Genomic DNA, 26,540 nt, shown 5'->3' with positions numbered 1-26,540 from the left:
AATCATCGTCCTCTTTAACGGGAGGCTGAAATCAATGAAAAGGGAAGCAGATGAAAAAAATTGATGTCACAGAAGCCATTTTCGAGATCAAGAAAGCCAGAGGCTTAAGCTGGGAAGCCATTGCTCATGCTATCGGGAAAAGTGTTGTTTGGACAACATCCGCCTGTTTAGGCATGAACAGTTGCCCAGAAGACGTGGCCGATAAGTTAGTGGATTTTTTAAACCTACCCGAAGAAGCCAAATCAGTATTAATGGAATACCCAACGAAAACATGGCAAGAAGCCATCCCTCAGGATCCGTTGATTTATCGTCTCTATGAAATTGTCGGTGTGTATGGTCCGACCTTAAAGGAAGTCATTCAGGAAAAATTTGGCGACGGCATTATGAGCGCAATTGATTTCTCTATGGACATTGAAAAAGAAGAAAATCCGAAAGGAGATCGTGTGGTTCTGACATTAAACGGAAAGTTCTTACCTTATGCGTCCTGGTGATTTCGAATCAAGCTAAACGCATACATCTAACAACCATATTTAAACGGAGAAACGAATTATGGCTTATATAGAACCCAGTGAATTTGTAACCAAAATGGTCGATGCCGGCGAACAAAAAGCTTACATGTCGACCAAAGATACACTCGTTCGTGCTTTTATGGCAGGGGCGATTTTAGGGCTCGCGGCAGTATTTGCGATTACCGTTGCCACAAAAACCGGTAGCCCGCTAGTAGGGGCATTATTATTCCCTGTTGGTTTCATCATGCTGTACTTAATGAAGTTCGACTTATTGACAGGGGTATTTACCCTGGTTCCCTTAGCCATGCTTGATAAACGACCAGGGGTAACGCCAGGAGCGGTATTACGAAATTGGGGACTGGTGTTTATCGGCAACTTTGCTGGCGCGTTAACCACCGCTTTTATGATGTCCTTCATTTTAACTTATGGCTATTCTACAGATGGTGGTGCCATTGCCGCTAAGGTCAGTACCATTGGCGAATCACGTACACTAGGCTACCAGTCTCATGGGGCGTCTGGCTGGTTCACGATTTTCATTCGTGGCATGTTGTGTAATTGGATGGTCTCTATGGGGGTTGTCGGTGCCATGATTTCAACGTCTGCCGGGGCAAAAATGGCGGCCATGTGGATGCCTGTCATGCTGTTTTTTTATATGGGCTTCGAACACTCAATCGTCAACATGTTCTTATTCCCATTTTCGATGATTATGGGTGGCGAGTTCACCTTTGTTGATTACCTTGTTTGGAATGAAATCCCTACGGTACTTGGCAATTTAGCAGGCGGTCTTTTGTTAGTCGGGTTGCCTTTGTATATTACTCATGTAAGGACATCAGCATCGCGCAAATTGGCATAATCTTGCTGAATCGACCTACTCCGAAGATGTTAAGTCTTCGGAGTATCAGGTTACTTTACTTGCTTTCAAGGGATCTAAGAGGAAGGGTATGAAACCTCTGGTGGTAAGCATAGGCAGTGTGACGTGTGCAGGCATGAAAGCGACGAACCAAGACGCACTTGGCCACTGGATTCCACATACATCTAGACTGCAAAGTAAAGGGATTGCTTTGGCCATTGCCGATGGCATTAGCAGCAGTGACGTCAGCCAACTCGCCAGTAAAGCAGCCATTACTCAATTCTTAGAAGACTATTACCAAACATCCGACACTTGGTCGGTGAAAATGTCGGCGGAAAACGTCATTAAATCGATCAATGCGAACTTATACGCACAAAGTCAAAACAAACCAGACCGTTTCAATAAAGACAAAGGTTATGTGTGTACCTTCAGTGCCATCGTTTTACGTTCAAATTACGCCCATCTGTTTCACCTAGGTGACAGTCGAATCTATCAATTAAGAGACGAGAAACTGGAACAGTTAACAACAGATCATCGCCATGTGGTGTCTTCTCAGGAACGTTATTTATCTCGTGCCTTGGGCATTAATCCAATTTTAGAACTGGATTATCAAACTCAGTCTATCACAGTAGGCGATGTCTTTATCTTGGCGACAGATGGGGTCTATGAACATATTGAAGCCGATCAGTTCCATCAGGTGATTGCATCGGCAAACAGCTTAGACAAGGCTGCCGAACAATTAATTAATCATGCATTGCAGAACGGCAGTCAAGACAACCTAAGTATTCAGATAGTGCGCATCGATCAGATTCCTAGCCATCAAACAGACGACAATGACTTTAGCCTTCGAGAGCTGCCTTTTCCTCCGCCATTAAGGGAAAGAATGCGATTTGAGGGTTATGAAATTTTTCGCCCTATTCAGATCAGCAGTCGCAGCCATGTCTTTTTAGTTTATGACCTAGAGCACCACGAGAAATTGGTGATGAAAACGCCCTCTATGGAATTACAAGATGACACAACCTTCCGTGAAACCTTTATGCTAGAAGAGTGGATTGCCAAGCGCATTGATCATCCCAACGTGGCTAAAATAAAAGAAACAACACGAGGGCGAAGCTACCTCTATCTACTGATGGAATACATTGAAGGCAAATCTCTCGAACAGTGGATGAGAGACTACCCAACCCCTTCGTTAGAGCAAGTTCGTCACATCATTGGCCAGATAGCTAACGGGGTACAAGCCTTTCACCGTAAAGCCATGATTCATCAAGATATTCGCCCTGCAAACATCATGATTGACGATCACGATAGAATAAAAATTATCGATTTTGGTTCCACTCAAATCGCTGGCGTCAGTCACCTCTTAGACACCAATGTTCTTCGCGGCACACTACGCTACTCCGCTCCTGAGTACTTTCTAGGGCACTCAGGCACCGAACGCTCTGATATCTATGCGTTAGGGGTCATTGCTTATCAAATGCTATCTGCCAATCGTTTTCCTTACAGCCGTAAAATCACTGAAGCGAGAAGCATATCGGCGCAACGAAAATTAATCTATCGTAGTCTGATTACAGAACAATCTGACCTTCCCGTTTGGCTTGATGATGCGTTGCAAAAAGCCTTACACATTGACCCTAGCAAGCGTTATGACGAAGTGTCCGAATTCATTTATGACTTACACCACCCAAATCAAACATTCTTAAAACGAGCGCAACGTCCTATTTTACAACGTAATCCCATCATATTCTGGCAAGGCATGTCGTTTCTATTGGTCATGGTGATTGTTTATATGATATTAGACAATCAATCATAGCTTCTACTATGGTGAGATTAAGCGCCTAATAAAGGAAGGTGCTTCAACTTATGATATTGCAGAGCCATGGCAATGCAGCCTCGCAATTCAACCAAAGGCATAGGCTCTGATAATGGCAGTTGAATTTCTCTCTTGCCAACAAAGTTGAGATGGTCAGCGTATAACGCTTTATAGGTTTCCATCAGCTGAGTTTGGCAATGAACAAACAGAGACACCAGATTCGGCTGTTTGGCTTTCCAATCGATTCGAATTGGACTGCCAATTTTAGAGCTATAACTGGCTTCTCCCCATTTTAACTCCTCAGTAATCGTGCCAAGGTTTAATTCCTCTGCTATCTCAAAAATCAAATTGCGGATCTCATACAATCTCTGCCGAGCATCGGCTGGATAAGCGTCAAACGTGTTTTCAATGTCTGATTGCATCGGAATCTCCTGATAAATGAGGGTCCATACTAAACACATTATTTACAACTCACCTGACTATAACACACAAGCTTAATGTGAATAGTTCTTGATTAGATACTCAGTGTTATATTATAACAAAACAATACTAACTTAATCAGGAAACTCTCATGCGCAAAAACATACATCCAGATTATCGAACCGTGATCTTTCACGATACCAGTGCTGATACGTATTTCTTGATCGGCTCGACCATCAGTACAAGCCAGACCATCGATTGGAAAGACGGTAAAACCTATCCATATCATTCCATCGATGTGTCTTCGGCGTCACACCCTTTTTACACAGGTCAACAGCGCTCTGCTCAATTGGAAGGCCGTGTGCATAACTTTAAGCGCCGTTTTGGCGATCGTAAATTGAAAGGAAACAAATAGATGCAGGTTTTATCTTCGTTGAAAAGTGCTAAGAAGCGCCACCCAAATTGCCAAGTTGTTAAACGCCGCGGACGTGTCTTTGTGATCTGCAAAGACAACCCAAGATTTAAAGCCGTGCAAGGCAAAGGTGGGAAACGTAAATAAACTCAGAATATGCCAGTGAAAAGACTCACTGGCATATTTAAACAGATTAGTCGGTTGAAGAAGGTTTCACGATAAAACCAAAGTTCGTCAGCATGGTTTTATTTAATGCATCAAAGATTTCCACGGCATGATTCATACCACAGGCAACATACACCAAGTTCTTATCATGCTCATCAAAGGCGTCTTGAATCATGTCAGCAATCAGTTTACTTCGTGCTTTATGAGTTAAACTTGGGTCCATACGTTCTTCGCGTTCATCCATTCCATTTGCAATCGGGTATTCCAAACCACGTTCAAAAATTACTCGTGTTTCACCTTCATGCAACACAGGGGGGTGACTCAATACGTGTTGAACCACACCAACATCCACTTGATTTCTGTGCTCTTCTCCAAGAAAAATGACATTTAACGGGTGTGACACTAACGACGGCAATTTATTCTTTAAGTAAGTCACTGTTTTTGTAACATCATTACGTACACTTTTTGTGTCTAATTGATTATAAGTTCCGCTGTTTTTTGGCATGAGTTAAGTCCTCTTAATTTTACAAGGGAGTATTCCGAAGAACACCTAGTCATGCTGAAGCTTTCACAATAATTAAAATCGGGGGTATTAATCATCTTGTCTGGAGTTTATAGGAATTTAATGACTTGGAATTAATGCCAATAAATCGGTTATGCCAGTATCCAACCCCTCTTGGCTAAGCAAGGTGGTTAACTGCCCTCGGTGGTGGGTTTGGTGGTTAAAAAAGTGCAATAACAATAAACCAAACGCTTTACTCGCTTGTTGTCCTTTCATGTTGCTGTAGGTCAGTGGGCGATTTAATGCATCGTCAGATAACTCGTCGATCAGGTTGATAATGAGTTCGTCTAACCTTTGGCGAGCTTGCTGGCAGGAGTGTCGCTCAGTAAAGAGCAATTCATCCAATGCCGTTGGTTGCGGAAAAGCGTGAACACCTTGCAGCACCTGCTTGGCCTCAGGATGGTTAGCAAAGCGTTTCAACCAGATGATGTCGCCCACCACATTGTGGTTCAAGGTGCCTAATATTGAGGTAAAAAAAGCCCCTCTATCTTGCTTGAGTTGTGACTCGTTAAGCTGAGCGGCAGCATGATAAATTTGTTCATTCATCCACTGGTTATACTGTGCCAGTAACGTAAAGTGCGCTTTCATTTTCCCTCTCCTTTATCTTGCTAGCTCATTAAAGCTTATAGCATGACTTGCCAGTAACCCACATCATGCCAAGCACCAAACTTCCGACCGACTTTGGCAAAATGCCCTACTTTTTCCATGCCAAATTTTTCATGCAGGTGCACACTGGCTGGGTTTGGTAGAGTAATGCAACCAATAGCCGCTTGCAGGTCCATCTGCTTAAGCTTGATAAATAGCGCATCATACAGCTTTGTCCCAAGCCCTTTGCCTCCTTGTGTCGACTCAAGATAGACACTCACTTCCACCACAAATCGATAAGCGGATCTGGCCTTCCATTGTGTGGCATAGGCATACCCTAGCAAAATGCCATTTTCTTCCAGCACCAACCAAGGCAAAGATGCGGCGTTCACCGCTTGAATCCGTTTTGTCATTTCCGCTGGCTCAATCATCACTTCTTCAAAGCTCACGACAGTACGGTCTATGTAGTGATTGTAAATGTCAGTGATGGCCTTAGCGTCATTTAGACTGACGTCTCGTATCATGATTTCCTCCTTAAATCGATCTTAAATGCGTTACAAAACTTTCAAAACCTTTCTTTAGTTTCATTAAAGCCCCCAGAACTTCCGCTCTGAAAGAAGCTTGGTAGACTGCGACCCATTCAAAAAAACAAACAAAAAAACAGTGAGTCAAACATGATCATGAACGAAACCATGACGGTACGTGACCAACGTATCAGCAAAGCGATTCTAGCCATTGCCGCCATTATTATCTTTTTAGCGACCTTTGCAGGAAAAATGCCAGGTGGCATGATTGGCGCATTAGGCATTATGGTTGTTGTCGGTGCCATCCTCAACTTTGTCGGTGACCGAACCCCTATTATCAATCAATTTTTTGGTGGTGGTGCCATCGTGGTCATTTTTGGCTCAGCCTACCTATTTCACAGTGGCTTCTTCCCTTCTAGTGCCGACGACAATGTGACAACCTTTATGAAGAGTGGTGGCTTTTTGGCATTTTACGTTGCCAGTTTGGTCACGGGTTCCATCTTAGGTATGGATACTCAAACCCTCAAAAAAGCCGCTCTAAAATACATTCCTGTCATCCTAGGTTCGGCCTTCTTTGCCTGTGTCCTAACTGGTGCGGTCGGTATGTTAGTCAGCAAAGACTTTTATGATTCGGTCATGCTGATTGCGCTACCCATTATGGGCGGCGGCATGGGCGCTGGTGCGGTTCCTCTCGTAGAAATTATGTCTGGCAAAACAGGCATGAACGCTGAAACCTTAATGTCTCAAATGGTACCGGCTCTTGCCATCGGTAATGCCATTGCCATCGTTATGGCTGGCCTATTGAACAAACTGGGTCAGATCGCCCCTAGCTTAACGGGTAACGGCCAGCTTATTCGTGGCCAAAAAGCCATCACTGAAGAAGAGCAACAAACTGGCTCATTAAACGTCACTATCTTGGGTGTTGGTGCCCTTTTAGCCGTGAGCATGTTCTTCGTTGGTACGGTATTGTCTAGCTTTATTAGTATGCATACTTATGCTTTGATGATCATTTCCATTGCGTTGATTAAAGTCTCTGGCATCATGCCAAAAGCCTTAGAAAACGCCGCACACTCTTGGTACAAATTCGTCGTCAGTAATTTAACACCCGCCCTATTAGTTGGCATTGGTGTCGCGTACACAGATCTAAATCAGATTTTAAATGCGCTATCACCACTTTATTTCTTGCTGGTCTTGATTACCGTATTAGGCGCTATTATTGGTGCCGGTTTGATTGGCTGGTTAATGGGCTTCTACCCGATCGAAGCAGCGATCACAGGTGGTCTTTGTATGGCCAACATGGGTGGCACAGGTGATGTTGCCGTATTAGCTGCCAGTAAACGTATGGAACTCATGCCATTTGCGCAGATTTCTTCTCGTATTGGTGGTGCTTTCATGCTGATATTGGCCACCTTGGTGGTGCAAGCCATCGCCTAATTTTTTATTAAATCATCCTCGATCAGAAGAGAGATTCCAGCCTCTCTTCTGATTTCCTCATTGCGACATTCAACCCTGCTTTAGCGCCCGTTTCCCATGCTGTATACTTCCGCTTTTACCTCTTTGAAGCGTATTTCAAATATGACACTCAAGTCCTATCTGGCATTAATAACGGTGACCACAATCACGCTCATTATTGTCGCCGCAACCTTAGTCTTTGGTTACGTCCTTCGCAGCGCTTATCTCGACAGCATTAGTCAAAGAGGCTTGGAGCTAGCTCGGGTGATGGCTCATGATGATAAGGTCATCGAAGCCTTACACATGAGCAATCAAGGCCAAGTCATTTCACTAGAAAGTTACATCGAGAGTAAACGACAACAAACCGACGCTTCCTTTATTGTGGTGGTGAATAAAGCCGCGTTGCGTTTGAGCCACCCCATTCCTGAACGCGTTGGTCAGCCCTTTATTGGCGATGATATTTACCCCGCCTTGCAACAAGGCAAAAGCTATACCAATGTGGCCAAAGGCTCTTTGGGCGAAGCCATTCGAAACTTTACGCCAGTGATAAAGAATCACCAGATCATTGGTGCGGTGAGCGTTGGTTATCTTTCAAAAACCACTAGCGAACTGATCTACCAACACCTAAAAGAAGCCGCGTGGTTAGTGGTGTTTCTTTATGTATTAGGTGTTGTCATCGCCATTATCTTTATTGCAAAAATAAAGCGAACCTTCTTGTCGCTAGAACCCGAGGAGATCGTTCAAAAGTTTAAAGAGCAAGAATTGATTCTCGACAGCATTCGAGATGGCATCATTGCCGTAGATCATGAGCAAAATGTGACCGCCATCAATAGTACCGCCATAGAATGGCTAACCATGAAAGTAATGAGCGCTAATGACGTCATTAACAAACCACTCAATGAGCAATCGCAAAGCTTGTCGCACTTTGTATTAGAGGCCCAAGGTCAAATTACACAAAGACGTTTCAGTCTGGGCAAACTCGCCTTTATCGCCACCCTCTACCCTTTGCTGAGTAAGAAAGGGTATTTTGGCTATGTGATTGTGTTTTACCCAGACCACGATGAGAAATCCCTCGAACAAGAATTGACCAGCACTCAGAACTATGCTGATTTATTGAGAGCCAAAACTCATGAATACGCCAACCGTTTGAATGTGTTGTCTGGCATGCTACAAGCTGAGCGCTACGATGACGCCATTAATTACTTACAACAAGAAAGCGACGGCGACCAAGCGATGTTAAGACAGATCATCAAAACCATCGAGAACAGTTCGGTGGCAGGATTGATCTTCGCAAAGCATAATAAAGCCAAAGACTTACACCTCGAATTTGTCATCGACAGCGATTGCCAATTGGCACAATATTCACCTCAAACGAACGAAGCTTTGGTCACATTAGTCGGCAATTTATTGGACAATGCTTTTCTGGCGGCCTGGCATCATCGACAGCACAGATCACCCAGCGTCAAACTCTATATTAGTGATCGTAATGCTCATATTATGCTAGAAGTTGAAGACTCAGGTGCCGGTGTCGAAGCCGAGTTGGAAAATCGAATATTAGACTTTGGCGTAAGCAGCAAGCACAATACAGAACAAAATGGCATTGGCTTATATTTAGTTAAGAAAATCGTCGACCAATACCAAGGTAGTTTGGATTGGGAACGCAGTGAAGAAGACACCACAGTTTTTAGTATTTATTTGGACAAACAGGCGTTAAAAAGATGACTAGCATCCCAGTAATGATAGTAGAAGATGACCTACGTGCTAGCTATGTTCTAGAAAACACCATCAACCAGCACACAGCATTCAGTGTGGTTGCCGCCTGCGAAAACCTCGCAGAAGCCGAATTAAAAGCCAATGTTTTTGAACCTGAATTGGTCATGGTCGACATCAGCTTGCCAGACGGCAATGGCTTGCAACTGGTACAGCGCCTCAAGTCTCGACTCCCTCATGCAAGCTTCATCATGACCACGGCGGAACGTGAAAGCAAAACCATTGAACAAGCCATTCAACTCGGCGTTATGGACTATCTGGTAAAACCCATTCGCATGTCGCGTGTTCAACAGGCCTTAAACGATTATCTCGATTTCAAACAGCGTCTCACGAAACAAGAAAAAATCGACCAACAAGATATCGATGCTTTGTTTCGTAAACAATCTATGACTGACAATCGTCATCGAAAGACCCCAAAAGGCATTGATGAAAATACATTAGAAACGCTGACCGAACACCTAAAACACATAGATAATACACCTTTCACGGCGGATGATATTGGTGAAGCGGTCAGTCTAAGTCGTATCACAGCCCGTCGCTATTTGGAATATCTCGAAGCCGAAGGTCAGGTCACCATGACCCTAGATTACAAAACAGGTGGGCGTCCCAAGCAGCGTTACAGCAAAATTATTTAATGCACCTCCCTAACCTGCCCCGTCTTTGTCATCCTTAATGCGCAAATCCACTAAAACCATCTAATATGTAATAGTAGCTCAGGCTGTTTAGGCTCGAGTCATCCTAGACACACTAACAAGAACTAACTGGCAGGCATTAAATAGGAGAACACTATGTCTTACGTTGATGGATTTGTTGCCGCTGTACCGACTGCATCAAAAGAAGAATATCTAGCGCATGCCATGATGTCGGCCAACATTTTTAAAGATTATGGCGCACTAAAACTGGTTGAGAATTGGGGAGATGAAATTCCACAGGGTGAAGTCACCTCGTTTACTTCTGCGGTAAAAGCCAAGGAGGATGAAACCATTGTCTTTTCTTGGGTTGTTTGGCCTTCAAAAGAAGTAAGAGACGCAGGGTGGGAAGCCATGATGGAAGACCCTAGAATGTCACCCGAAGCCAATCCCATGCCATTTGATGGAAAGCGACTTATTTATGGCGGCTTTAATACTATTTTGGACGTCTGATGGCTAGCTCTGACTGCCTCTAACAAGCTTGGCTTTATAGGTTGGCTTGATTAAGATAACAGGCATGATGAAACTCTTGCCTAGCCTTCACCCTCTTATCAAGCGATGCAAAGCGCTGTTTAAACCGCTCTTTAAATCGAAAAGCCAGCCCATTAAAGTCATTTTTATTGGCATAGACTATCGGTGCTTCTCACTGTCGAAGGCCTTGCTGGATAACAACCATCATCATTCAACCCCCATTGAAATTACCGCCTTCATTGATGATGAGCCGTGGAACAATCGTACTCAAGTGCATCAGGTAACCGTTTATTCTCCTAGTGAGATCGCCGCACTGGTTGTCAAACACCAAGTGAATTTGATCATTCAAATCGAAGGTGAATCACTGATCATTGCCGATAATATATGGCAAGGCATCCATAAAACTGGCGTCGACGTCTTGACCTTATCCTTGAATCAAGACCTTACTCAACAGCAAAACCTCATTTATCAGACAAGACATTAAGATTCCCGTCTAAAGCATGTCTTGCTGTCGGCTTCACCACTTACGGAGTCAACAAGGATAACTGCTCTAACGGCATCGACATTGCCAATTGCAAGGATTGCTTTGACGTCATAGAGACGGCGTCCCACCGCTTAGTATAAGCCTGCTCTGGCAATGTAATGTCTTCTCGTTGCGCCAGTAATTCACGCACTTGAGCCGGATCTACTGCTTTATCACCTTGCTTCAATTGATTCAATTCGTCTTGGCTAAGACTGGCGGTTTTACCACCTGGAAGGTAAATCGAGCCGGTAACAAAATCCACACCAAATGCCACCACGCCAGGTACTAAAAATAAAATCAAACCAACAGCATTAAGTGCTACTACGCCAGGATCAATTGCCCCATGACTTTGACCGCGTCGTTCAGGATAGATAATCGTACCGCAGGCTGCCAATTGAGAGGCCACTAACAGGGTTATCATGCCTTTGCTAAACAGGGCCTTGGTGTGACGTCGCTGGGAAAATAACCTGTTCGCCATAACGACGGTTTCAGATTCATTCATTCTCAAGCACTGAGAGCGGCCTTTGTTTTGTGTTTCTATTGCGGTGTTGTCTCTTTTGGACTTGTTAAACAACATAGTATTCTCACCTTTCAATCAAGTTCGAATACTCTAGCTTATACTCAGAAGCCCCAGCAAACCTTAGCAAATTTGTTTCACAATCCTTTCGTTCTGTAAGTCTTCATTTACTCAATATCACAAGGTGGTGATCTGATCGTCCAATTTATTAACTATGTATTGGCCAATTGGAAAAGCACTGGTGGCAGCAGGAGAAGGCGCATTACAGACATGCAAAGTACGCTCACTGTTGGCAAATAGAAAGTCATGCACTAATGATCCGTCTTTCATAACCGCTTGTGCACGAATCCCAGCCGGATAAGGTTGTAAATCCGTCAACTCAACAAGGTCGCAGTATTTGCGTACCTGTTGTAAATAACCGGCTTTGAACCAAGAGTTTTTGGTTTCGATTAATCCGGTTTTCCAATAGGTTTTCAGTAGTCGCCAAAAACCAGCAAAGGTCAGCATCTCCGCCACATCTTTAATACTGAAGTTAATACGGCCATACCCTTCCCGCTTCCAGCCTTGCACGGCATTCGGCCCAACCGTTACTGAACCGTCTATCATGCGCGTCAGATGCACACCAAGGAAAGGCAAATCAGGATCAGGAATGGGGTAAATAAGGTGTTTAACAATGTCATTGTGCTGCGCCGGCAATTGGTAATACTCGCCACGGAATGGGATGATTTGAAAGTCCGTTGGGATCTTCAGCATCTTGGTCAATCGATCGGCCATTAGACCACCACAACTGACTAAAAAACTGGCTTGCACTTGGGCATTTTTCAACTTGATGTCGACATGATCTGCATGCTCTTTTAAACCCACTACTTCACTTTCCAACATCAAAACACCACCTGCGTGCTCAAAGAGCTCCGCTATTTTTTGGCAGATTTGTTGGTAATTCACTATGCCTGTGGAAGCAACATAGATAGCCGCAATTCCCTTTACGTTAGGCTCACGACGATTTAACTCTTCCTGATCAAGTAATTCAACTTTTAAGCCATTTTCTCGACAACGCTTATACAGCGCCTGCATTCGCTCGTATTCCACCTCATTCGTGGCGACCAGCAATTTACCGCACTCTTCGAACTCAATATTGTGCTCACGACAAAAGGCTTTGGTGTCTTTTGCGCCACGATAACAAAACTCCGCCTTGAGCGAACCCGGCGCATAATAGACTCCAGCATGAATCACACCTGAGTTGTGACCTGTTTGGTGCAAACCGACTTGTGCTTCTTTCTCTATCAACAGAATTCGGTATTTAGGATAACGCTTTTGCAACTGCCAAGCGGTCGATAACCCCACTATACCAGCACCGATAACAGCAATATCGTAAATAGACTCTTGTGACATATTCCACTCTCCCTTTGTTTTGTTATTTTGTATTGGAGTCACTACCATGCTGAGACTCAGTCCCCGCCATACTGTCATAACGCTTTCGAAATGCAACTGGCCGCTGCTGATAGGCTTGAACACACGCTTTACAGATACAGGCGACACCTTGCGCTTCAACGGGCAATAAGGCCAGCATTTTTTCTGGAATGGGTGCAGAAAAGCACCAACAAGATGCAGACTGAGTAAGACCACAATTCGCTTCGCCTTGACAAAATGGACACGCTGACATGCTCTTTTCCCCAAAAAAAATCCCCGCCAATTGGCAGGGATTTTATCATCAAAGATGACTTAGCAGTCACTTAAACAAGTGCTTACCAGCCAGTGATTTCTTTCAATGCAGTACCGATATCAGCTAGAGAGCGAACGGTTTTAACACCAGCGTCTTGTAGCGCTGCGAATTTCTCGTCAGCAGTACCTTTACCGCCAGAAATGATCGCACCAGCGTGACCCATACGCTTACCAGCAGGCGCAGTAACACCAGCAATGTAAGACACAACAGGCTTAGTCACGTTTGCTTTAATGTAAGCCGCCGCTTCTTCTTCCGCTGTACCACCGATTTCACCGATCATAACGATGGCTTCGGTTTGTGGATCGTTCTGGAACATTTCTAGAACGTCGATGAAGTTAGTACCTGGGATTGGATCACCACCGATACCAACACAAGTAGATTGACCGTAACCAGCGTCAGTCGTTTGCTTAACCGCTTCGTAAGTCAAAGTACCAGAACGAGATACGATACCTACTTTACCTGGCAAGTGGATGTGACCTGGCATGATACCGATCTTACATTCACCTGGTGTGATTACACCTGGGCAGTTAGGGCCGATTAGGCGAACACCTAGCTCGTCACATTTCACTTTACAATCAAGCATATCCAGTGTTGGTACACCTTCAGTGATACAAACGATTAGCTTGATGCCAGCGTTAGCGGCTTCTAGGATAGAGTCTTTAACGAAAGGCGCTGGAACGTAGATAACAGATGCTTCTGCACCAGTTTCTTCAACCGCTTCTTTCACTGTGTTGAACACAGGAAGACCTAGGTGAGTTTGACCACCTTTACCAGGTGTTACACCACCAACCATTTTCGTTCCGTAAGCAATCGCTTGCTCAGAGTGGAACGTACCTTGACCGCCAGTGAAACCCTGACAGATGACTTTCGTATCTTTGTTAATTAAGACAGACATTATTATTTGCCCTCCGCAGCTTTAACAACTTGTTCCGCTGCGTCTTTAAGACTGGATGCAGCAATGATGTCTAGACCAGAGTTAGCTAGAACTTCACGGCCTTTCTCTGCGTTAGTACCTTCCAAACGTACAACAACAGGTACGTTTACACCAACTTGCTCAACCGCACCAATGATACCTTCTGCGATCATGTCGCAACGAACGATACCACCGAAGATGTTAACCAATACGGCTTTAACATTGCTGTCAGAAAGGATGATTTTGAATGCTTCAGCAACACGTTCTTTTGTTGCACCACCACCTACGTCTAGGAAGTTAGCTGGCTTGCCGCCGTGTAGGTTAACGATGTCCATGGTACCCATTGCTAAGCCAGCACCGTTTACCATGCAACCTACGTTACCATCTAGCGCAACATAGTTAAGCTCCCACTGAGCAGCGTGTGCTTCACGCTCATCTTCTTGAGATGGATCGTGGAACTCTTGCATTTTCTTCTGACGGTAAACAGCGTTGCTGTCGATGTTGATCTTACCGTCTAGACAGTGAAGGTTACCTTCGTCTGTAATAACAAGAGGGTTGATTTCTAGTAATGCGAAATCGCAGTCATGGAACATTTGTGACAAACCAAGGAAGATCTTAGTGAACTGCTTGATTTGAGTTGGGTTAAGACCCATTTTAAATGCCATTTCACGAGCTTGGTATGGCTGAGCGCCAACTAGCGGATCAATGATCGCTTTGTGAATCAACTCTGGCGTTTCTTCCGCTACTTTCTCGATTTCAACACCACCTTCAGTAGAGGCCATGAAAACGACTTTACGAGTAGAACGGTCAACAACCGCGCCTAGGTACAATTCGTTAGCAATGTCAGTGCAAGATTCTACAAGGATCTTAGCAACAGGCTGACCGTTTGCGTCTGTTTGGTAAGTGACTAGGTTTTTGCCTAACCAATTTGCCGCAAAGGCTTTAACTTCGTCATAAGAATCAACAAGTTTCACACCGCCCGCTTTACCACGGCCACCTGCGTGTACTTGAGCTTTAACAACCCACTTGTCACCACCAATTTTTTTCGCAGCTTCGACCGCCTCTTCTGGCGTGTCTACTGCGTACCCTGTCGATACTGGCAGGCCGTATTCAGCAAAAAGCTGTTTAGCCTGATATTCATGTAGGTTCATTTGATTCTTCCGCTCATCTGAATGATTGACATAAATTCTGCCGGTTAAGACAGAAATTGCCGGCTGGAAAAGCCGGCAAATCTAATTTTTATTAACGCTTCTTACGGTTCGCAATGTGAATTGCGTGACCATCAACAGCCAAGGCTGCTTCATGAACTGCTTCACTTACGGTTGGGTGAGCGAATACAGTCAAGGCAATGTCTTCTGCTGTTGAGCCGAATTCCATTGCAATTACAGCTTGCGCAATCAAATCAGCCGCATGACCACCAATAATATGGCAACCTAGAATACGGTCTGTTTCTTCACAAGCAATGATCTTAACAAAACCATCTGTGTCGTTTGCTGCCATAGCACGACCAGAGGCTGCAAATGGGAATTTACCCACTTTGTATTTAACGCCTTCTGCTTTAAGCTCTTGCTCATTTTTACCAACCCAAGCAAGCTCTGGGTGAGTATAAATAACAGAAGGAATGCAATCGTAATTCATTTGTGCTTTGTGACCAGCGATAATGTCCGCCACCATCACACCTTCTTCAGATGCTTTGTGCGCCAACATTGGACCACGAACGATGTCACCAATAGCGAACACGCCAGGTACAGAAGTACGACACTGCTCATCAACGAACACGAAACCGCGCTCATCAAGATTCACACCAGAGTCACCTGCCAAGCAGCCGTCAGTAAATGGCTTACGACCAACCGCAACGATCAACTTATCGAAAGTTTGCTTCTGCTCTTCACCTTTTGCATCAAGGTAAGTCACTTCTACTTCTTCACCGTTGATTTGGCTGCCCGTTACACGCGCACCAGTACGGATATCAAGTTTCTGTTTCTTGAAGATTTTAGCGGCTTCTTTAGAGATGTCTTGGTCACATACGCTTAGGAAAGAATCTTGCGCTTCTAGCACAACCACTTCAGAACCTAAACGAGCCCATACAGAACCTAGCTCAAGACCGATAACACCCGCACCGATCACCCCCAAACGCTTAGGCACTTCACGGAAATCAAGCGCGCCTTCGTTATCAACGATGATATCGCCTGTACGTGGCGCTGGTGGGATGTTAACTGGTACAGAACCCGTTGCGAGAATGACGTTTTCTGCTTCAAAGACAGTTACAGTACCGTCATGAGCTGTAAACTCTACTTTTTTGTTTGCTAGTAGCTTACCGAAACCTTCGAAGCTCGTTACACCATTAGCTTTAAACAAACCAGTGATACCACTAGTCAGTTGGTCAACGATTTTGTCTTTACGATCAACCATGGCATTTACGTCCATAGCAACATCGCCAACACTGATACCGTGAACGCCGTAAGAATCTTTCGCGTCATGGTATTTGTGAGAAGAGTCTAGAAGTGCTTTCGAAGGAATACAGCCAACGTTCAAACAAGTTCCGCCTAAGCGCGGCTTGTCTTCTTTGTCCAACCATTTTTCGATACACGCTGTCTTCAGACCAAGCTGAGCAGCACGGATTGCAGCCACGTAACCACCAGGGCCGCCACCAATTACAACAACATCAAATTTATCAGACATAAGAGGTCCCATTTTTCAGTGAAGCTGAGCGACTCGATACAAAGAGTCGCTCAGTATTCAATTCATACCACTAGATGTGTATGAATCCTTAGATTTCAAGTAAAAGACGCGCTGGATCTTCTAGTAACTCTTTGATGGTTACCAAGAATTGAACCGCTTCTTTGCCGTCGATCATACGGTGGTCATAAGACAGAGCCAGGTACATCATTGGCTGGATCACAACTTGACCATTTACCGCCATTGGGCGCTCTTGGATTTTGTGCATACCCAAGATCGCGGTTTGTGGTGGGTTAATGATTGGCGTAGACATCAAGGAACCGAAAGTACCGCCGTTAGTGATAGTGAACGTACCACCTTGCATGTCATCCATACCCAATTTGCCTTCGCGACCGCGAATAGCAAAATCCATGATAGAAGATTCGATGTCAGCAAGCCCCATGGCTTCTGTATTACGCAATACAGGCACCATCAAACCACGGTCAGTAGAAACCGCGACACCGATGTCTTGGTAACCATGGTAAACCATATCGTTACCGTCAATAGACGCGTTTACAGCAGGGAAGCGTTTTAGCGCTTCTGTCGCCGCTTTCACAAAGAAAGACATAAAGCCCAATTTCGTGCCGTTATGAACCTTCATGAATTCGTCTTTGTATTTCTTACGAATTTCCATCACAGGACCCATGTTAACTTCGTTGTATGTCGTTAACATTGCCGCTGTTTGTTGTGCTTCGACCAAACGCTTAGCGATAGTGGCACGTAGACGCGTCATAGGAACGCGTTTTTCAACACGACCATCTGCGCCTAATGCAGGCATAGCCGCCGGCGCTGCTTTTGCTGCAGGCGCTGCTGCAGGCTTGGCTTTCGCCGCCGCATCAACATCTTCTTTAGTGATGCGACCACCTTTACCAGTACCTTTTACCTGAGCAGGTGTTAAACCCGCTTCAGCAAGTGCTTTACGTGCTGCAGGACCAGCGACACCATCTTCATCACCTGCTTCAGCAGGTGCGGCTGCAGGCGCAGCAGCTTGTGCTGCAGGTGCTGCAGCTTCACCAGAAGCACCCACTAGGAATGAAGCCAATACTTCATCACTTAGTACAGTATCACCTTCGTTTTTAGTGATCTCACCGATGACACCGTCAGCAGGCGCAACCACTTCTAGAACCACTTTGTCCGTTTCGATGTCAACGATGTGCTCATCACGAGAACACGCTTCGCCTGGCTGTTTGTGCCAAGCCGCTACCGTACCATCGGCAACAGACTCAGGGAAAGTTGGCGCTTTGATTTGGACTGTTTCTTTTGCTGAAGAGGCTGCTGCAGGTGCGGCTGTTTGCTCCGCTGCCACTGGAGCAGATGCGGCTGCACCACCCTCTTCAAATTTTGCTAGGACTTCATCACTCAGTACGATGTCGCCTTCGTTTTTCAATACTTCTGCAATCACACCATCTGCTGGCGCAACCACTTCTAGAACCACTTTATCCGTTTCAATGTCGACAATGTGCTCATCACGGGCACAGGCTTCACCTGGTTTTTTGTACCAAGTAGCAACCGTTCCGTCGGCTACAGATTCTGGAAAAGTAGGTGCTTTAATTTCAATGCTCATTTTATACCCTTATCTCTGACAGGCTATGGTACTAACCAACTAGTGCGTCGTTGACCAGTGCTTCTTGCTCTTCTACGTGGACAGACATGTAACCCGCTGCTGGTGCAGCTGATGAAATTCGACCCGCAAAACGGATTTTCAACTCAGGGTACAGTTTTTCCAACACTCGATTCATACGGTGACGATTGGCATGCCAAGCACCTTGGTTTTTCGGTTCTTCTTGACACCAAACCAAGCTCTCAACATTTTTGTACTGTTCCAATACGGACTCTAGGTCAGCGTATGGGAATGGGTACAGCTGCTCTAGACGAACGACCGCCACATCCTCTTTTTCTAGCGCTTCACGGCGATTGATCAAATCGTAGTAAACCTTACCGCTACACAACACAATGCGTTTTACTTTATCGGCTGCGATAGACTCTGAGGCTTCTGGCAATACTGTTTTAAAGCTGCCTTCTGCCAAGTCTTCTAGAGTCGAAGTGGCTTGTTTATGACGCAACAAACTCTTCGGCGACATGATAATCAATGGACGACGCATTGGGCGAATCGCTTGACGACGTAAGATATGGTAAATCTGTGACGGTGTGGTTGGGACACAAACTTGAATATTGTATTCCGCACACAATTGCATAAAACGCTCTAAGCGAGCGGAAGAATGCTCAGGACCTTGACCTTCGTAGCCGTGAGGCAACAACATAGTCAAACCACATAGACGTCCCCACTTATGCTCACCACTGGTAATGAATTGGTCAATGACCACTTGCGCGCCGTTGGCAAAATCACCGAATTGTGCTTCCCAGACTACCAAACCTTGTGGTGACGTGCTGGCGTAACCGTATTCAAATGCCAGTACAGCCTCTTCAGACAAGTAAGAATCGTACAAGTCTAATGTCGGCTGATCCTCAGACAAATGTTTCAGAGGAATATAAGTACTGCCATCCTTTTGACTGTGAATCACAGCGTGACGGTGCGAGAAAGTACCACGACCAGAATCCTGACCCGTAATACGAATCGGGTAACCCTGCTCTAGCAGAGTAGCGAACGCTAATGTTTCAGCGTATCCCCAGTTAAGAGGCAAAGCACCCGCCGTCATTTTGTCGCGGTCTTGGTAAATCTTTTGTACCTGACGCTGAACAACAACCCCATCGGGAACATGAGTCAGCTTTTTCGCCACTTCTTGAAGTTCAGATAATGGGTAACGAGTGTCACCTTCATCTGTCCACTCAACCCCTAGGTAAGGTTTCCAGTCCACAAACATTTTCGTTTGCGACTCTAACACTAGACTTTGCGCAACGTGGCGACCATTATCCAGATTCTCGCGATTGTCACTGACCATTTGATCGGACAATTCTTTGCTCACCACTGATCCAGCAATTAGCTTCTCTGCGTACAAGGTACGAGTGGTTTTTAACTTGCTAATGACACTGTACATTAATGGCTGTGTGCCAGATGGCTCATCCGTCTCGTTGTGACCACGACGACGATAACAAACCATGTCGATTACCACGTCACGACCAAATTCGTAACGGTAATCTAGTGCCAATTGTGTCACGAACAAAACTGCTTCTGGATCATCACCGTTTACGTGGAAGATTGGCGCCTGAATCATTTTCGCAACATCGGTTGCGTATTCAGTAGAACGGGAATCTTCTTGACGGTTAGTGGTAAAACCAACTTGGTTATTGATCACGATATGAACCGTACCACCAGTACGATAAGCGCGTGTCTGCGACATTTGGAAAGTTTCCATCACCACGCCTTGACCAGCAAAGGCCGCATCACCGTGAATGGAAATCGGCACAACAGACTTACCTGTCGTGTCTTTACGTCGATCTTGACGAGCGCGAACAGAACCTTCAACCACAGGCGAAACAATTTCTAAGTGAGATGGGTTGAAAGACAATGCGATGTGAACTTCACCGCCAGCGGTCATCACATTCGAAGAGAAACCTTGGTGGTATTTTACGTCACCAGAAGTGTTAACCAGTTTCTTACCTTCAAACTCGTCAAACAGGTCTTTCGGATTTTTACCTAGGGTATTAACCAGTACGTTCAGACGACCACGGTGAGCCATGCCAATCACGACTTCTTTCGCACCCAGTGCGCCAGAACGTTGAATTAACTCATTCACCATAGGAATCAAGCTTTCGCCACCTTCCAAGCCGAAACGCTTCGCACCAGGGTAACGGCTAGCCAGGTATTTCTCTAGACCTTCCGCTGCAGTAAGACGCTCTAGTAGACTTTCGCGAGTTTCTTTTGAGTATTCAGGGCGGGATCGAACGGACTCTACTCGTTGTTGCAACCAAGCTTTTTCTTGGGTATCAACGATGTGCATGAACTCATAACCGATACTGCCACAGTAGGTTTTTTCCAGTTCAGATACGATTTCACTTAACTTCATATTATCTTTGTTAAAAAACAAAGAATTAACGTTAAATGATGTGTCTAAATCAGCACCCGTTAATTGGTGGTAACCCAGATCCAAATCAGCGACTTTTTCACGCTTCTGTAAACCTAGTGGGTCCAATGTTGCATGTTGATGACCACGAACGCGGTACGCATTAATCAACTGCAAGACACCGATTTGCTTCTGCTCATGGTCAGAACTCACGGCAATGCCAGAACTGGCAGGCATGGCTCTGAATTTGTTTTTACCAATTTGCAGAAATTGTTCTTGAATAACTGAATGAGGAAGATCCGTTGACTGAGCTTCACTAACGCGAGGCAATTGGTCAAAACATTTCCGCCATTCTTCCGAAACTGAATTCGGATCGACGAGGTAGCTTTCAAACAACCCTTCTACATATTCCAAGTTTCCACCTGAAAAATGAGAGGTGCTCCACAGCAACTCCATTAAACTTTCGTGCATTCTCGATCACCCTTATGTTCGAGCCAGCTACCGGGGTCCCGGTTCAATCGAACGATTGATCTTATTATCAGGCCCGTAAGACTTTTGACAGTCTCGATTTTTTGTTTACTTCCAGCTACTATCGCCCTCTGACGTTCAATACTAAGTCACTAAAAGCATGTCACTCAATTCATGAAATACTTTGAATCCTTCATCACTGAGTTAGCAACTTTTCTTAGCACATCCTTGCTCGTAGAGGTCGAATTTTAAATTCTTTTTATTCTATTCTCCATAGGAGAATATGCAAAAATGGCGGCATTGAATATCGATTCAAGCCGCCTAATTCGGCAGTCAGGTCAAATTCACCTCGTCACTATCCGAATCTTTCATCTTTTAGGTCGCTCTTTGCAACAGCATAGTACGAATATTACCAATTGCCTTAGTCGGATTTAACCCTTTAGGACATACATTGACACAGTTCATAATACCATGGCAACGGAAAACACTAAATGGGTCATCCAATTCACTTAAACGCTCTTGCGTGGCGTTGTCACGGCTGTCCGCTAAGAAACGGTAAGCCTGCAACAAACCAGAAGGACCAACAAACTTATCTGGATTCCACCAGAACGATGGGCAAGCGGTCGAACAACATGCACACAAGATACACTCGTAAAGTCCATCAAGTTTTTCACGCTCTTCTGGACTTTGCAGACGTTCAATCGCTGGCGCTGGCGTATCGTTCATCAAGTATGGACGAATTTTCTCGTATTGCTTGTAGAATTGTCCCATATCAACCACTAGGTCACGCACCACTGGTAAACCAGGTAGTGGGCGCAACACCAATTTGTTGTTCTTAGACGCTTCCGACACAGTAGTAATACAAGCCAAGCCATTCTTACCAGACATGTTCATACCATCAGAACCACACACACCTTCACGGCATGAACGACGGTATGAAATCGTTGGATCCTGCGCTTTTAGCAAGTTCAGAACGTCCAACACCATTAGGTCTTTACCTTCTGGCAAATCCACTTGGTAATCCTGCATATAAGGAGCGTCGTCCTTCTCAGGATTGTAGCGATAAATACTAACTAACATTGACATAACCCCTTAGTACGTACGAGCTTTAGGTGGGAAAGCGTCCATTGTCTTAGGCGCGAAGTTCACATCACGCTTAGTCACTTTCTTATCCGCTGGATGGAACAAAGAATGCTTCAACCAGTTCTCATCATCACGCTCAGTGAAGTCGTTACGGGCATGCGCACCACGACTCTCTTTACGGAATTCTGCAGGAACCGCTGTCGCTTCCGCCACTTCTAGCAAGTTTTCAAGCTCAAGAGCTTCTATACGAGCAGTATTGAAGGCTTCACTCTTATCTTCAAGGTGAAGATTTTCAACACGCTGACGAATTTCCGCTAGCTGCTCTAGGCCTTTCTGCATAGAGTCACCTTCACGGAATACACCGAAATACAATTGCATAACACGTTGCAGGTCTGCACGAACTTCCGCCACGCTTTCGCCACCAGTAGAGGCATTTAGACGATTCAGGCGAGACATAGCTTTTTCTACATCCGTATCCGTTGCATCTAGGGAATCAAAACCTTCATCAAGGGATTTCTTCACCTGCAAACCAACCGCGCGACCAAATACCACCAAGTCTAGCAACGAGTTACCACCTAGACGGTTAGCGCCGTGTACTGACACACACGCGGCCTCACCACAAGCGTACAGACCATCAACAACGATGTCTTCACCCGCTTCATTTTGCATTAGAGCCTGGCCACCAACGTTCGTTGGAATGCCCCCCATCATGTAGTGACAGGTTGGAATAACTGGGATCGGTTCTTTCACTGGATCAACGTGCGCAAAAGTACGAGACAATTCCAGAATACCTGGCAGACGCTTATTCAGAGTCTCTTCACCTAAGTGATCCAATTTCAGCAATACATGATCACCCTCTGGACCACAACCTCGGCCTTCAAGGATCTCCAAAATCATCGAACGTGCCACAACGTCACGGCCCGCAAGATCTTTCGCGTTAGGCGCATAACGCTCCATGAAACGCTCACCGTCTTTATTGATCAGGTAACCACCTTCACCACGACAACCTTCTGTTACTAGCGTACCAGCGCCGTAAATTCCAGTTGGGTGGAACTGCCACATTTCCATGTCTTGCATTGGGAAACCTGCACGCAGTGCCATACCAATACCGTCACCCGTGTTGATGTGAGCATTCGTAGTAGATTGATAAATACGACCCGCACCACCAGTAGCAATAACGGTCGCTTTTGCTTTAAGGTAAACCGTTTCACCTGTTTCGATGCAGATAGCGATTACACCAACCACAGCGCCGTCGTTATTCTTAACCAAATCTGTGGCATACCATTCATTAAAGAAAGACGTACCACCTTTTAAGTTCGCTTGATAAAGCGTGTGCAACAAAGCATGTCCAGTACGGTCCGCCGCGGCACAAGTACGAGCAGCCTGACCGCCCTTACCAAAATCTTTAGATTGACCACCAAAAGGACGCTGATAAATACGACCTTGCTCAGTACGAGAAAATGGTAAGCCCATATGCTCAAGCTCAAATACCGCTTGTGGGCCAACAGAACACATGTATTCGATAGCGTCTTGGTCACCAATGTAGTCCGACCCTTTTACCGTGTCGTACATGTGCCAGCGCCAATCATCGTTTGGATCATCACTTGCGATTGCACAAGTAATACCACCTTGTGCTGATACTGTGTGAGAACGAGTAGGGAATACTTTCGTAATACAAGCGGTATCCAAACCTGTCTCTGTCAACTGAAGAGCGGCACGCATACCGGCACCGCCACCGCCAATTACAATGGCATCAAATGAAATCGTACGAATATTCGCCATTACTTATAGCCCCCAAAGAACCTGAATGCCCCACGCGATGTACACAAACATGGCCAAACCGCATAGAGATTGAAAGAAAAAACGTGCACCTGTTGCTTTAATATAGTCTGTCGAAACAGACCACAAACCGATCCAAGAGTGGATACCGATAGACAACAAGACCAACAAACTAAAAATGCGCATCCAAGTTGTTTCAAACAATGCGCTCCATTGCTCATAAGTCAGATCTGGATTACTCACCAAATAACCGATCATAAACAAAGTATAGATCGACAAGACCAATGCAGAGACTCGCTGCATCATCCAGTCATACAGGCCAGAACGACCAAAGCTTGTGATTTGAGTTACCATATCCACACTCCTGCTAATACGATAAAGACGGCAGCGATAATCATGTTGGCAATTGCCGCACTACGCCCACTGTCCAATTCTTCGAAATATCCCATATCCATAAACAAGTGCTTTACACCCGCCACTAGGTGATACAACAAAGCAGACACCACTCCCCAGATAATAAATTTGGCAAGGAAACTGGTTTGCAAAATGTTGATGACTTGATCAAAGCCCTGCTGAGAATCCAATGACAAATCAAACGCATAAAACAAGAAAGCCAATCCCACAAAGAGAATGATTCCTGTTACACGATGAAGAATGGATACAATGGCGGTGACTGGCTGGGATATTGTTAAAATATCAAGGTTGACTGGTCTTTTTTTGTTCACGAGTTATACACCATTTTTTCGATTGAATGATCAATCACGACCCTATGACTATATGTTTACGCTGGTGGTAAGCAAAACGATCACTCGTCGCATAGGACTTAAGTTGAAAACCCCATCGATTTACAAATGACGATCTAAAAGCGACTCTCTTTTAACTATCATCAACAAATCAATGAGATTATCTGGGGCGCAATTATAGACCAGCAAAAAATACGAAGACAAATAGACTGAACAAGGGGTTTTCAATGGTCATCATTCATCAAATGAATGTAGCCATAAACCGAAACAATAATGGTATAAAATTACATAAATGAAAGCATTTAAAATGCTAATTTTATCCTTTACAAACATAAAGTTACAATTTTAAAGCGCAGCCTTTAACCAAGCCCACCCCTTACGTTTTGTCAGTTTATTACAAAAACTTATGACGCTAGGTCAATAAAGTGTCAGTAGTCAAGATTGACTTTTGTAGTCTATAAACAGTATTTTTTCTCGCACCTTCTGGGCCAGGATAATCAAATAATACGAATTCTTCGCCCCGGACCAGAATATGAAGGAGACCAAAATGGCTGATAAAAAAGCACTACTCAAAGTGGACGGTATCGATCAATCCATCGAATTACCTGTCCTTACAGGCACTCTGGGCACAGACGTTATAGACGTTCGCGGCCTTGGTGCTAACGGTGTTTTCACCTACGATCCAGGCTTTATGTCGACCGGTTCTTGCGAATCTGCGATCACCTACATAGATGGTGACGCTGGCATTCTTTTGCACCGTGGCTACCCTATTGCCCAACTTGCAGAACATTCAGATTACCTAGAAACCTGTTACCTGCTACTTTATGGAGAGCTTCCTACTGAAGTACAGCGAGCAGAATTTGAAAGCACGGTTGGTAAACATACTATGGTGAACCAATCCATGCATAAATTCATTGAGGGCTTCCGTAACGATGCTCATCCAATGGCAATCATGTGTGGTTTAGTTGGCGCATTGTCTGCTTTTTACCAAGACCATATGGACATCAACAATCCAGAGCACCGTGAAATTGCGGCGTTCCGTTTGATCTCTAAAATGCCAACACTAGCAGCAATTTGTTACAAGTACTCAAAAGATCAGCCTGTTATGTACCCACGTAACGACTTATCTTACGCTGAGAATTTCCTATACATGATGTTCGCAACACCATGTGAAGATTACAAAGTGAATCCAGTATTCGCCAAAGCGATGGACCGCATCTTTGTTTTACATGCCGATCACGAACAAAACGCCTCGACATCTACTGTACGTTTGGCTGGTTCTTCAGGTGCTAACCCATTCGCCTGTATCGCAGCGGGCATTGCGACCCTTTGGGGACCCGCTCACGGTGGTGCTAATGAAGCAGTACTAACCATGCTGGAAGAAATCGGGGATGTTGCAAACATCGATGAGTACATTGCGAAAGCAAAAGACAAAAATGATCCATTCCGCCTCATGGGCTTTGGTCATCGCGTTTACAAAAACTTTGACCCACGTGCCAAAGTGATGCGTGAAACTTGTGACCAAGTTCTAGAAGAGCTAGGTCAGTCTAATGACCCGCTACTGAAAATTGCTAAACGTCTCGAACAAATTGCTCTAGAAGATCCTTACTTTGTGGAACGTAAACTGTACCCGAATGTGGACTTCTACTCTGGCATTATCATGAAAGCCATTGGTATTCCAACTAGCATGTTTACCGTTATTTTTGCTATGTCCCGTACCATTGGTTGGATTTCGCACTGGAACGAAATGATCTCTGGACCATACAAAATCGGTCGCCCTCGCCAGCTGTACGTTGGCCACAAGGAAAGAGATTACCCAACAGATAAGTAATCTTATCGCACAAAAAAACGCGTCCAAGAGACGCGTTTTTTTGTGTCTAATACGGAACCGT

Annotated in this window: 27 protein-coding genes; 11 read left to right on the top strand and 16 right to left on the bottom strand. The window is 44.9% G+C overall.

From position 1 onward, the window contains the following. The first annotated feature begins 50 nt into the window (after nt 1–50). From cynS to ACHUFM_RS01905, 3 genes are all read left to right on the top strand, one after another. Nucleotides 51–491, top strand: a complete 441-nt coding sequence (cynS, locus tag ACHUFM_RS01915; RefSeq protein WP_394179022.1) for a cyanase — start codon at nt 51–53, stop codon at nt 489–491. A gap of 58 nt (nt 492–549) precedes the next feature. Further along, nucleotides 550–1,362: a formate/nitrite transporter family protein gene (locus ACHUFM_RS01910; RefSeq protein WP_394179020.1), complete on the top strand. Its 813-nt coding sequence runs from the start codon at nt 550–552 to the stop codon at nt 1,360–1,362. 88 nt (nt 1,363–1,450) lie between these two features. After that, nucleotides 1,451–3,169, top strand: coding sequence for a protein kinase domain-containing protein (locus tag ACHUFM_RS01905; protein WP_394179018.1), 1,719 nt, complete (start codon nt 1,451–1,453; stop codon nt 3,167–3,169). A 17-nt stretch (nt 3,170–3,186) separates the two neighbouring features. Here ACHUFM_RS01905 and ACHUFM_RS01900 read toward each other — a convergent pair whose 3' ends face one another. Beyond that, the gene (locus tag ACHUFM_RS01900) at nt 3,187–3,591 is read right to left on the bottom strand and encodes a DUF1801 domain-containing protein (protein WP_394179016.1); all 405 of its coding nucleotides are present in this window, start codon (nt 3,589–3,591) and stop codon (nt 3,187–3,189) included. 149 nt (nt 3,592–3,740) lie between these two features. Here ACHUFM_RS01900 and ACHUFM_RS01895 point away from each other — a divergent pair, with 149 nt between their 5' ends. Then, nucleotides 3,741–4,004, top strand: a complete 264-nt coding sequence (locus tag ACHUFM_RS01895; protein WP_394179014.1) for a type B 50S ribosomal protein L31 — start codon at nt 3,741–3,743, stop codon at nt 4,002–4,004. Then, nucleotides 4,005–4,148 (top strand): type B 50S ribosomal protein L36, encoded by a 144-nt coding sequence (gene ykgO / locus ACHUFM_RS01890; protein WP_013795806.1) that lies wholly within the window; start codon nt 4,005–4,007, stop codon nt 4,146–4,148. Nucleotides 4,149–4,194: 46 nt separating this feature from the next. On the opposite strand, the gene ACHUFM_RS01885 is transcribed toward ykgO, so the two are convergent. The 3 genes from ACHUFM_RS01885 to ACHUFM_RS01875 form a co-directional block, all read right to left on the bottom strand. After that, nucleotides 4,195–4,671 carry a hypothetical protein gene (locus ACHUFM_RS01885; RefSeq protein WP_394179012.1) on the bottom strand — a complete coding sequence of 159 codons (477 nt, stop codon included), beginning with the start codon at nt 4,669–4,671 and terminating at the stop codon, nt 4,195–4,197. Nucleotides 4,672–4,788: 117 nt separating this feature from the next. After that, nucleotides 4,789–5,316 (bottom strand): DinB family protein, encoded by a 528-nt coding sequence (locus ACHUFM_RS01880; protein ID WP_394179010.1) that lies wholly within the window; start codon nt 5,314–5,316, stop codon nt 4,789–4,791. 35 nt (nt 5,317–5,351) lie between these two features. Then, complete coding sequence (locus tag ACHUFM_RS01875; RefSeq protein ID WP_394179008.1) at nt 5,352–5,837, bottom strand: GNAT family N-acetyltransferase; 486 nt, start codon at nt 5,835–5,837, stop codon at nt 5,352–5,354. A gap of 150 nt (nt 5,838–5,987) precedes the next feature. On the opposite strand from ACHUFM_RS01875, the gene ACHUFM_RS01870 reads away from it, so the two are divergent. The 5 genes from ACHUFM_RS01870 to ACHUFM_RS01850 all read left to right on the top strand — a co-directional run bounded on the left by ACHUFM_RS01870 (nt 5,988) and on the right by ACHUFM_RS01850 (nt 10,703). After that, on the top strand, nt 5,988–7,271 hold the full coding sequence (locus ACHUFM_RS01870) for a 2-hydroxycarboxylate transporter family protein (RefSeq protein ID WP_394179006.1): 1,284 nt from the start codon (nt 5,988–5,990) through the stop codon (nt 7,269–7,271). A gap of 96 nt (nt 7,272–7,367) precedes the next feature. Then, nucleotides 7,368–9,011, top strand: a complete 1,644-nt coding sequence (locus tag ACHUFM_RS01865; protein ID WP_394179004.1) for an ATP-binding protein — start codon at nt 7,368–7,370, stop codon at nt 9,009–9,011. Continuing rightward, a complete protein-coding gene (locus tag ACHUFM_RS01860) occupies nt 9,008–9,694 on the top strand; it encodes a response regulator (RefSeq protein WP_394179002.1) in 687 nt (228 codons plus the stop codon). Before ACHUFM_RS01865 ends, ACHUFM_RS01860 begins: the two co-directional genes overlap by 4 nt. A 153-nt stretch (nt 9,695–9,847) precedes the next feature. Beyond that, a complete protein-coding gene (locus ACHUFM_RS01855) occupies nt 9,848–10,201 on the top strand; it encodes a DUF1428 domain-containing protein (protein WP_394179000.1) in 354 nt (117 codons plus the stop codon). 64 nt (nt 10,202–10,265) lie between these two features. Beyond that, the gene (locus tag ACHUFM_RS01850; protein WP_394178998.1) at nt 10,266–10,703 is read left to right on the top strand and encodes a nucleoside-diphosphate sugar epimerase/dehydratase; all 438 of its coding nucleotides are present in this window, start codon (nt 10,266–10,268) and stop codon (nt 10,701–10,703) included. 40 nt (nt 10,704–10,743) lie between these two features. On the opposite strand, the gene ACHUFM_RS01845 is transcribed toward ACHUFM_RS01850, so the two are convergent. The 12 genes from ACHUFM_RS01845 to sdhC all read right to left on the bottom strand — a co-directional run bounded on the left by ACHUFM_RS01845 (nt 10,744) and on the right by sdhC (nt 24,630). Beyond that, nucleotides 10,744–11,319: a hypothetical protein gene (locus ACHUFM_RS01845; protein WP_394178996.1), complete on the bottom strand. Its 576-nt coding sequence runs from the start codon at nt 11,317–11,319 to the stop codon at nt 10,744–10,746. 117 nt (nt 11,320–11,436) lie between these two features. Beyond that, nucleotides 11,437–12,651, bottom strand: coding sequence for an L-2-hydroxyglutarate oxidase (lhgO, locus tag ACHUFM_RS01840; protein ID WP_394178994.1), 1,215 nt, complete (start codon nt 12,649–12,651; stop codon nt 11,437–11,439). Between the two features lie 22 nt (nt 12,652–12,673). Beyond that, a complete protein-coding gene (locus tag ACHUFM_RS01835; RefSeq protein WP_394178992.1) occupies nt 12,674–12,922 on the bottom strand; it encodes a cysteine-rich CWC family protein in 249 nt (82 codons plus the stop codon). An 82-nt stretch (nt 12,923–13,004) separates the two neighbouring features. After that, nucleotides 13,005–13,877 (bottom strand): succinate--CoA ligase subunit alpha, encoded by an 873-nt coding sequence (gene sucD / locus ACHUFM_RS01830; RefSeq protein ID WP_113874892.1) that lies wholly within the window; start codon nt 13,875–13,877, stop codon nt 13,005–13,007. Nucleotides 13,878–13,879: 2 nt separating this feature from the next. Further along, nucleotides 13,880–15,046 (bottom strand): ADP-forming succinate--CoA ligase subunit beta, encoded by a 1,167-nt coding sequence (gene sucC / locus ACHUFM_RS01825; RefSeq protein WP_013795794.1) that lies wholly within the window; start codon nt 15,044–15,046, stop codon nt 13,880–13,882. Between the two features lie 91 nt (nt 15,047–15,137). Beyond that, complete coding sequence (gene lpdA, locus ACHUFM_RS01820; protein WP_394178990.1) at nt 15,138–16,577, bottom strand: dihydrolipoyl dehydrogenase; 1,440 nt, start codon at nt 16,575–16,577, stop codon at nt 15,138–15,140. An 88-nt stretch (nt 16,578–16,665) separates the two neighbouring features. Next, nucleotides 16,666–18,177 (bottom strand): 2-oxoglutarate dehydrogenase complex dihydrolipoyllysine-residue succinyltransferase, encoded by a 1,512-nt coding sequence (odhB, locus tag ACHUFM_RS01815; RefSeq protein ID WP_394178988.1) that lies wholly within the window; start codon nt 18,175–18,177, stop codon nt 16,666–16,668. A gap of 31 nt (nt 18,178–18,208) precedes the next feature. Continuing rightward, the gene (locus ACHUFM_RS01810) at nt 18,209–21,046 is read right to left on the bottom strand and encodes a 2-oxoglutarate dehydrogenase E1 component (protein ID WP_394178986.1); all 2,838 of its coding nucleotides are present in this window, start codon (nt 21,044–21,046) and stop codon (nt 18,209–18,211) included. A 372-nt stretch (nt 21,047–21,418) separates the two neighbouring features. Then, complete coding sequence (locus tag ACHUFM_RS01805) at nt 21,419–22,123, bottom strand: succinate dehydrogenase iron-sulfur subunit (RefSeq protein ID WP_063331907.1); 705 nt, start codon at nt 22,121–22,123, stop codon at nt 21,419–21,421. A gap of 12 nt (nt 22,124–22,135) precedes the next feature. After that, entirely contained in the window at nt 22,136–23,908 is a 1,773-nt protein-coding gene (gene sdhA / locus ACHUFM_RS01800) for a succinate dehydrogenase flavoprotein subunit (protein WP_113874896.1), read from the bottom strand. Between the two features lie 3 nt (nt 23,909–23,911). Continuing rightward, entirely contained in the window at nt 23,912–24,259 is a 348-nt protein-coding gene (gene sdhD, locus ACHUFM_RS01795; protein ID WP_394178983.1) for a succinate dehydrogenase, hydrophobic membrane anchor protein, read from the bottom strand. Then, nucleotides 24,253–24,630 carry a succinate dehydrogenase, cytochrome b556 subunit gene (sdhC, locus tag ACHUFM_RS01790; protein ID WP_394178981.1) on the bottom strand — a complete coding sequence of 126 codons (378 nt, stop codon included), beginning with the start codon at nt 24,628–24,630 and terminating at the stop codon, nt 24,253–24,255. The genes sdhD and sdhC overlap by 7 nt, the downstream gene beginning before the upstream one ends. A 565-nt stretch (nt 24,631–25,195) precedes the next feature. On the opposite strand from sdhC, the gene gltA reads away from it, so the two are divergent. After that, nucleotides 25,196–26,479, top strand: coding sequence for a citrate synthase (gene gltA / locus ACHUFM_RS01785; RefSeq protein WP_394178979.1), 1,284 nt, complete (start codon nt 25,196–25,198; stop codon nt 26,477–26,479). The last annotated feature ends 61 nt before the right edge of the window (nt 26,480–26,540 follow it).

This window comes from Marinomonas posidonica (assembly GCF_043643765.1).
Classification (GTDB): domain Bacteria; phylum Pseudomonadota; class Gammaproteobacteria; order Pseudomonadales; family Marinomonadaceae; genus Marinomonas; species Marinomonas posidonica_A.
The sequence above is the reverse complement of the archived record's forward strand: the minus strand, read 5'-3'. Positions and strand labels throughout refer to the sequence as shown.

Coding starts and splice junctions, on each gene's coding strand:
- ACHUFM_RS01895 (WP_394179014.1), top strand. CDS start 3,741: ATGCGCAAAAACATACATCCAGATTATCGAACCGTGATCTTTCACGAT.
- ACHUFM_RS01885 (WP_394179012.1), bottom strand. CDS start 4,671: ATGCCAAAAAACAGCGGAACTTATAATCAATTAGACACAAAAAGTGTA.
- ACHUFM_RS01810 (WP_394178986.1), bottom strand. CDS start 21,046: ATGCACGAAAGTTTAATGGAGTTGCTGTGGAGCACCTCTCATTTTTCA.
- ACHUFM_RS01870 (WP_394179006.1), top strand. CDS start 5,988: ATGATCATGAACGAAACCATGACGGTACGTGACCAACGTATCAGCAAA.
- lpdA (WP_394178990.1), bottom strand. CDS start 16,577: ATGTCTGATAAATTTGATGTTGTTGTAATTGGTGGCGGCCCTGGTGGT.
- ACHUFM_RS01805 (WP_063331907.1), bottom strand. CDS start 22,123: ATGTTAGTTAGTATTTATCGCTACAATCCTGAGAAGGACGACGCTCCT.
- gltA (WP_394178979.1), top strand. CDS start 25,196: ATGGCTGATAAAAAAGCACTACTCAAAGTGGACGGTATCGATCAATCC.
- ACHUFM_RS01905 (WP_394179018.1), top strand. CDS start 1,451: ATGAAACCTCTGGTGGTAAGCATAGGCAGTGTGACGTGTGCAGGCATG.
- ACHUFM_RS01850 (WP_394178998.1), top strand. CDS start 10,266: ATGATGAAACTCTTGCCTAGCCTTCACCCTCTTATCAAGCGATGCAAA.
- ACHUFM_RS01835 (WP_394178992.1), bottom strand. CDS start 12,922: ATGTCAGCGTGTCCATTTTGTCAAGGCGAAGCGAATTGTGGTCTTACT.
- ACHUFM_RS01880 (WP_394179010.1), bottom strand. CDS start 5,316: ATGAAAGCGCACTTTACGTTACTGGCACAGTATAACCAGTGGATGAAT.
- ACHUFM_RS01875 (WP_394179008.1), bottom strand. CDS start 5,837: ATGATACGAGACGTCAGTCTAAATGACGCTAAGGCCATCACTGACATT.
- ACHUFM_RS01910 (WP_394179020.1), top strand. CDS start 550: ATGGCTTATATAGAACCCAGTGAATTTGTAACCAAAATGGTCGATGCC.
- ykgO (WP_013795806.1), top strand. CDS start 4,005: ATGCAGGTTTTATCTTCGTTGAAAAGTGCTAAGAAGCGCCACCCAAAT.
- ACHUFM_RS01855 (WP_394179000.1), top strand. CDS start 9,848: ATGTCTTACGTTGATGGATTTGTTGCCGCTGTACCGACTGCATCAAAA.
- odhB (WP_394178988.1), bottom strand. CDS start 18,177: ATGAGCATTGAAATTAAAGCACCTACTTTTCCAGAATCTGTAGCCGAC.
- ACHUFM_RS01845 (WP_394178996.1), bottom strand. CDS start 11,319: ATGTTGTTTAACAAGTCCAAAAGAGACAACACCGCAATAGAAACACAA.
- lhgO (WP_394178994.1), bottom strand. CDS start 12,651: ATGTCACAAGAGTCTATTTACGATATTGCTGTTATCGGTGCTGGTATA.
- sucD (WP_113874892.1), bottom strand. CDS start 13,877: ATGTCTGTCTTAATTAACAAAGATACGAAAGTCATCTGTCAGGGTTTC.
- sdhA (WP_113874896.1), bottom strand. CDS start 23,908: ATGGCGAATATTCGTACGATTTCATTTGATGCCATTGTAATTGGCGGT.
- sucC (WP_013795794.1), bottom strand. CDS start 15,046: ATGAACCTACATGAATATCAGGCTAAACAGCTTTTTGCTGAATACGGC.
- sdhD (WP_394178983.1), bottom strand. CDS start 24,259: ATGGTAACTCAAATCACAAGCTTTGGTCGTTCTGGCCTGTATGACTGG.
- ACHUFM_RS01860 (WP_394179002.1), top strand. CDS start 9,008: ATGACTAGCATCCCAGTAATGATAGTAGAAGATGACCTACGTGCTAGC.
- ACHUFM_RS01900 (WP_394179016.1), bottom strand. CDS start 3,591: ATGCAATCAGACATTGAAAACACGTTTGACGCTTATCCAGCCGATGCT.
- ACHUFM_RS01865 (WP_394179004.1), top strand. CDS start 7,368: ATGCTGTATACTTCCGCTTTTACCTCTTTGAAGCGTATTTCAAATATG.
- cynS (WP_394179022.1), top strand. CDS start 51: ATGAAAAAAATTGATGTCACAGAAGCCATTTTCGAGATCAAGAAAGCC.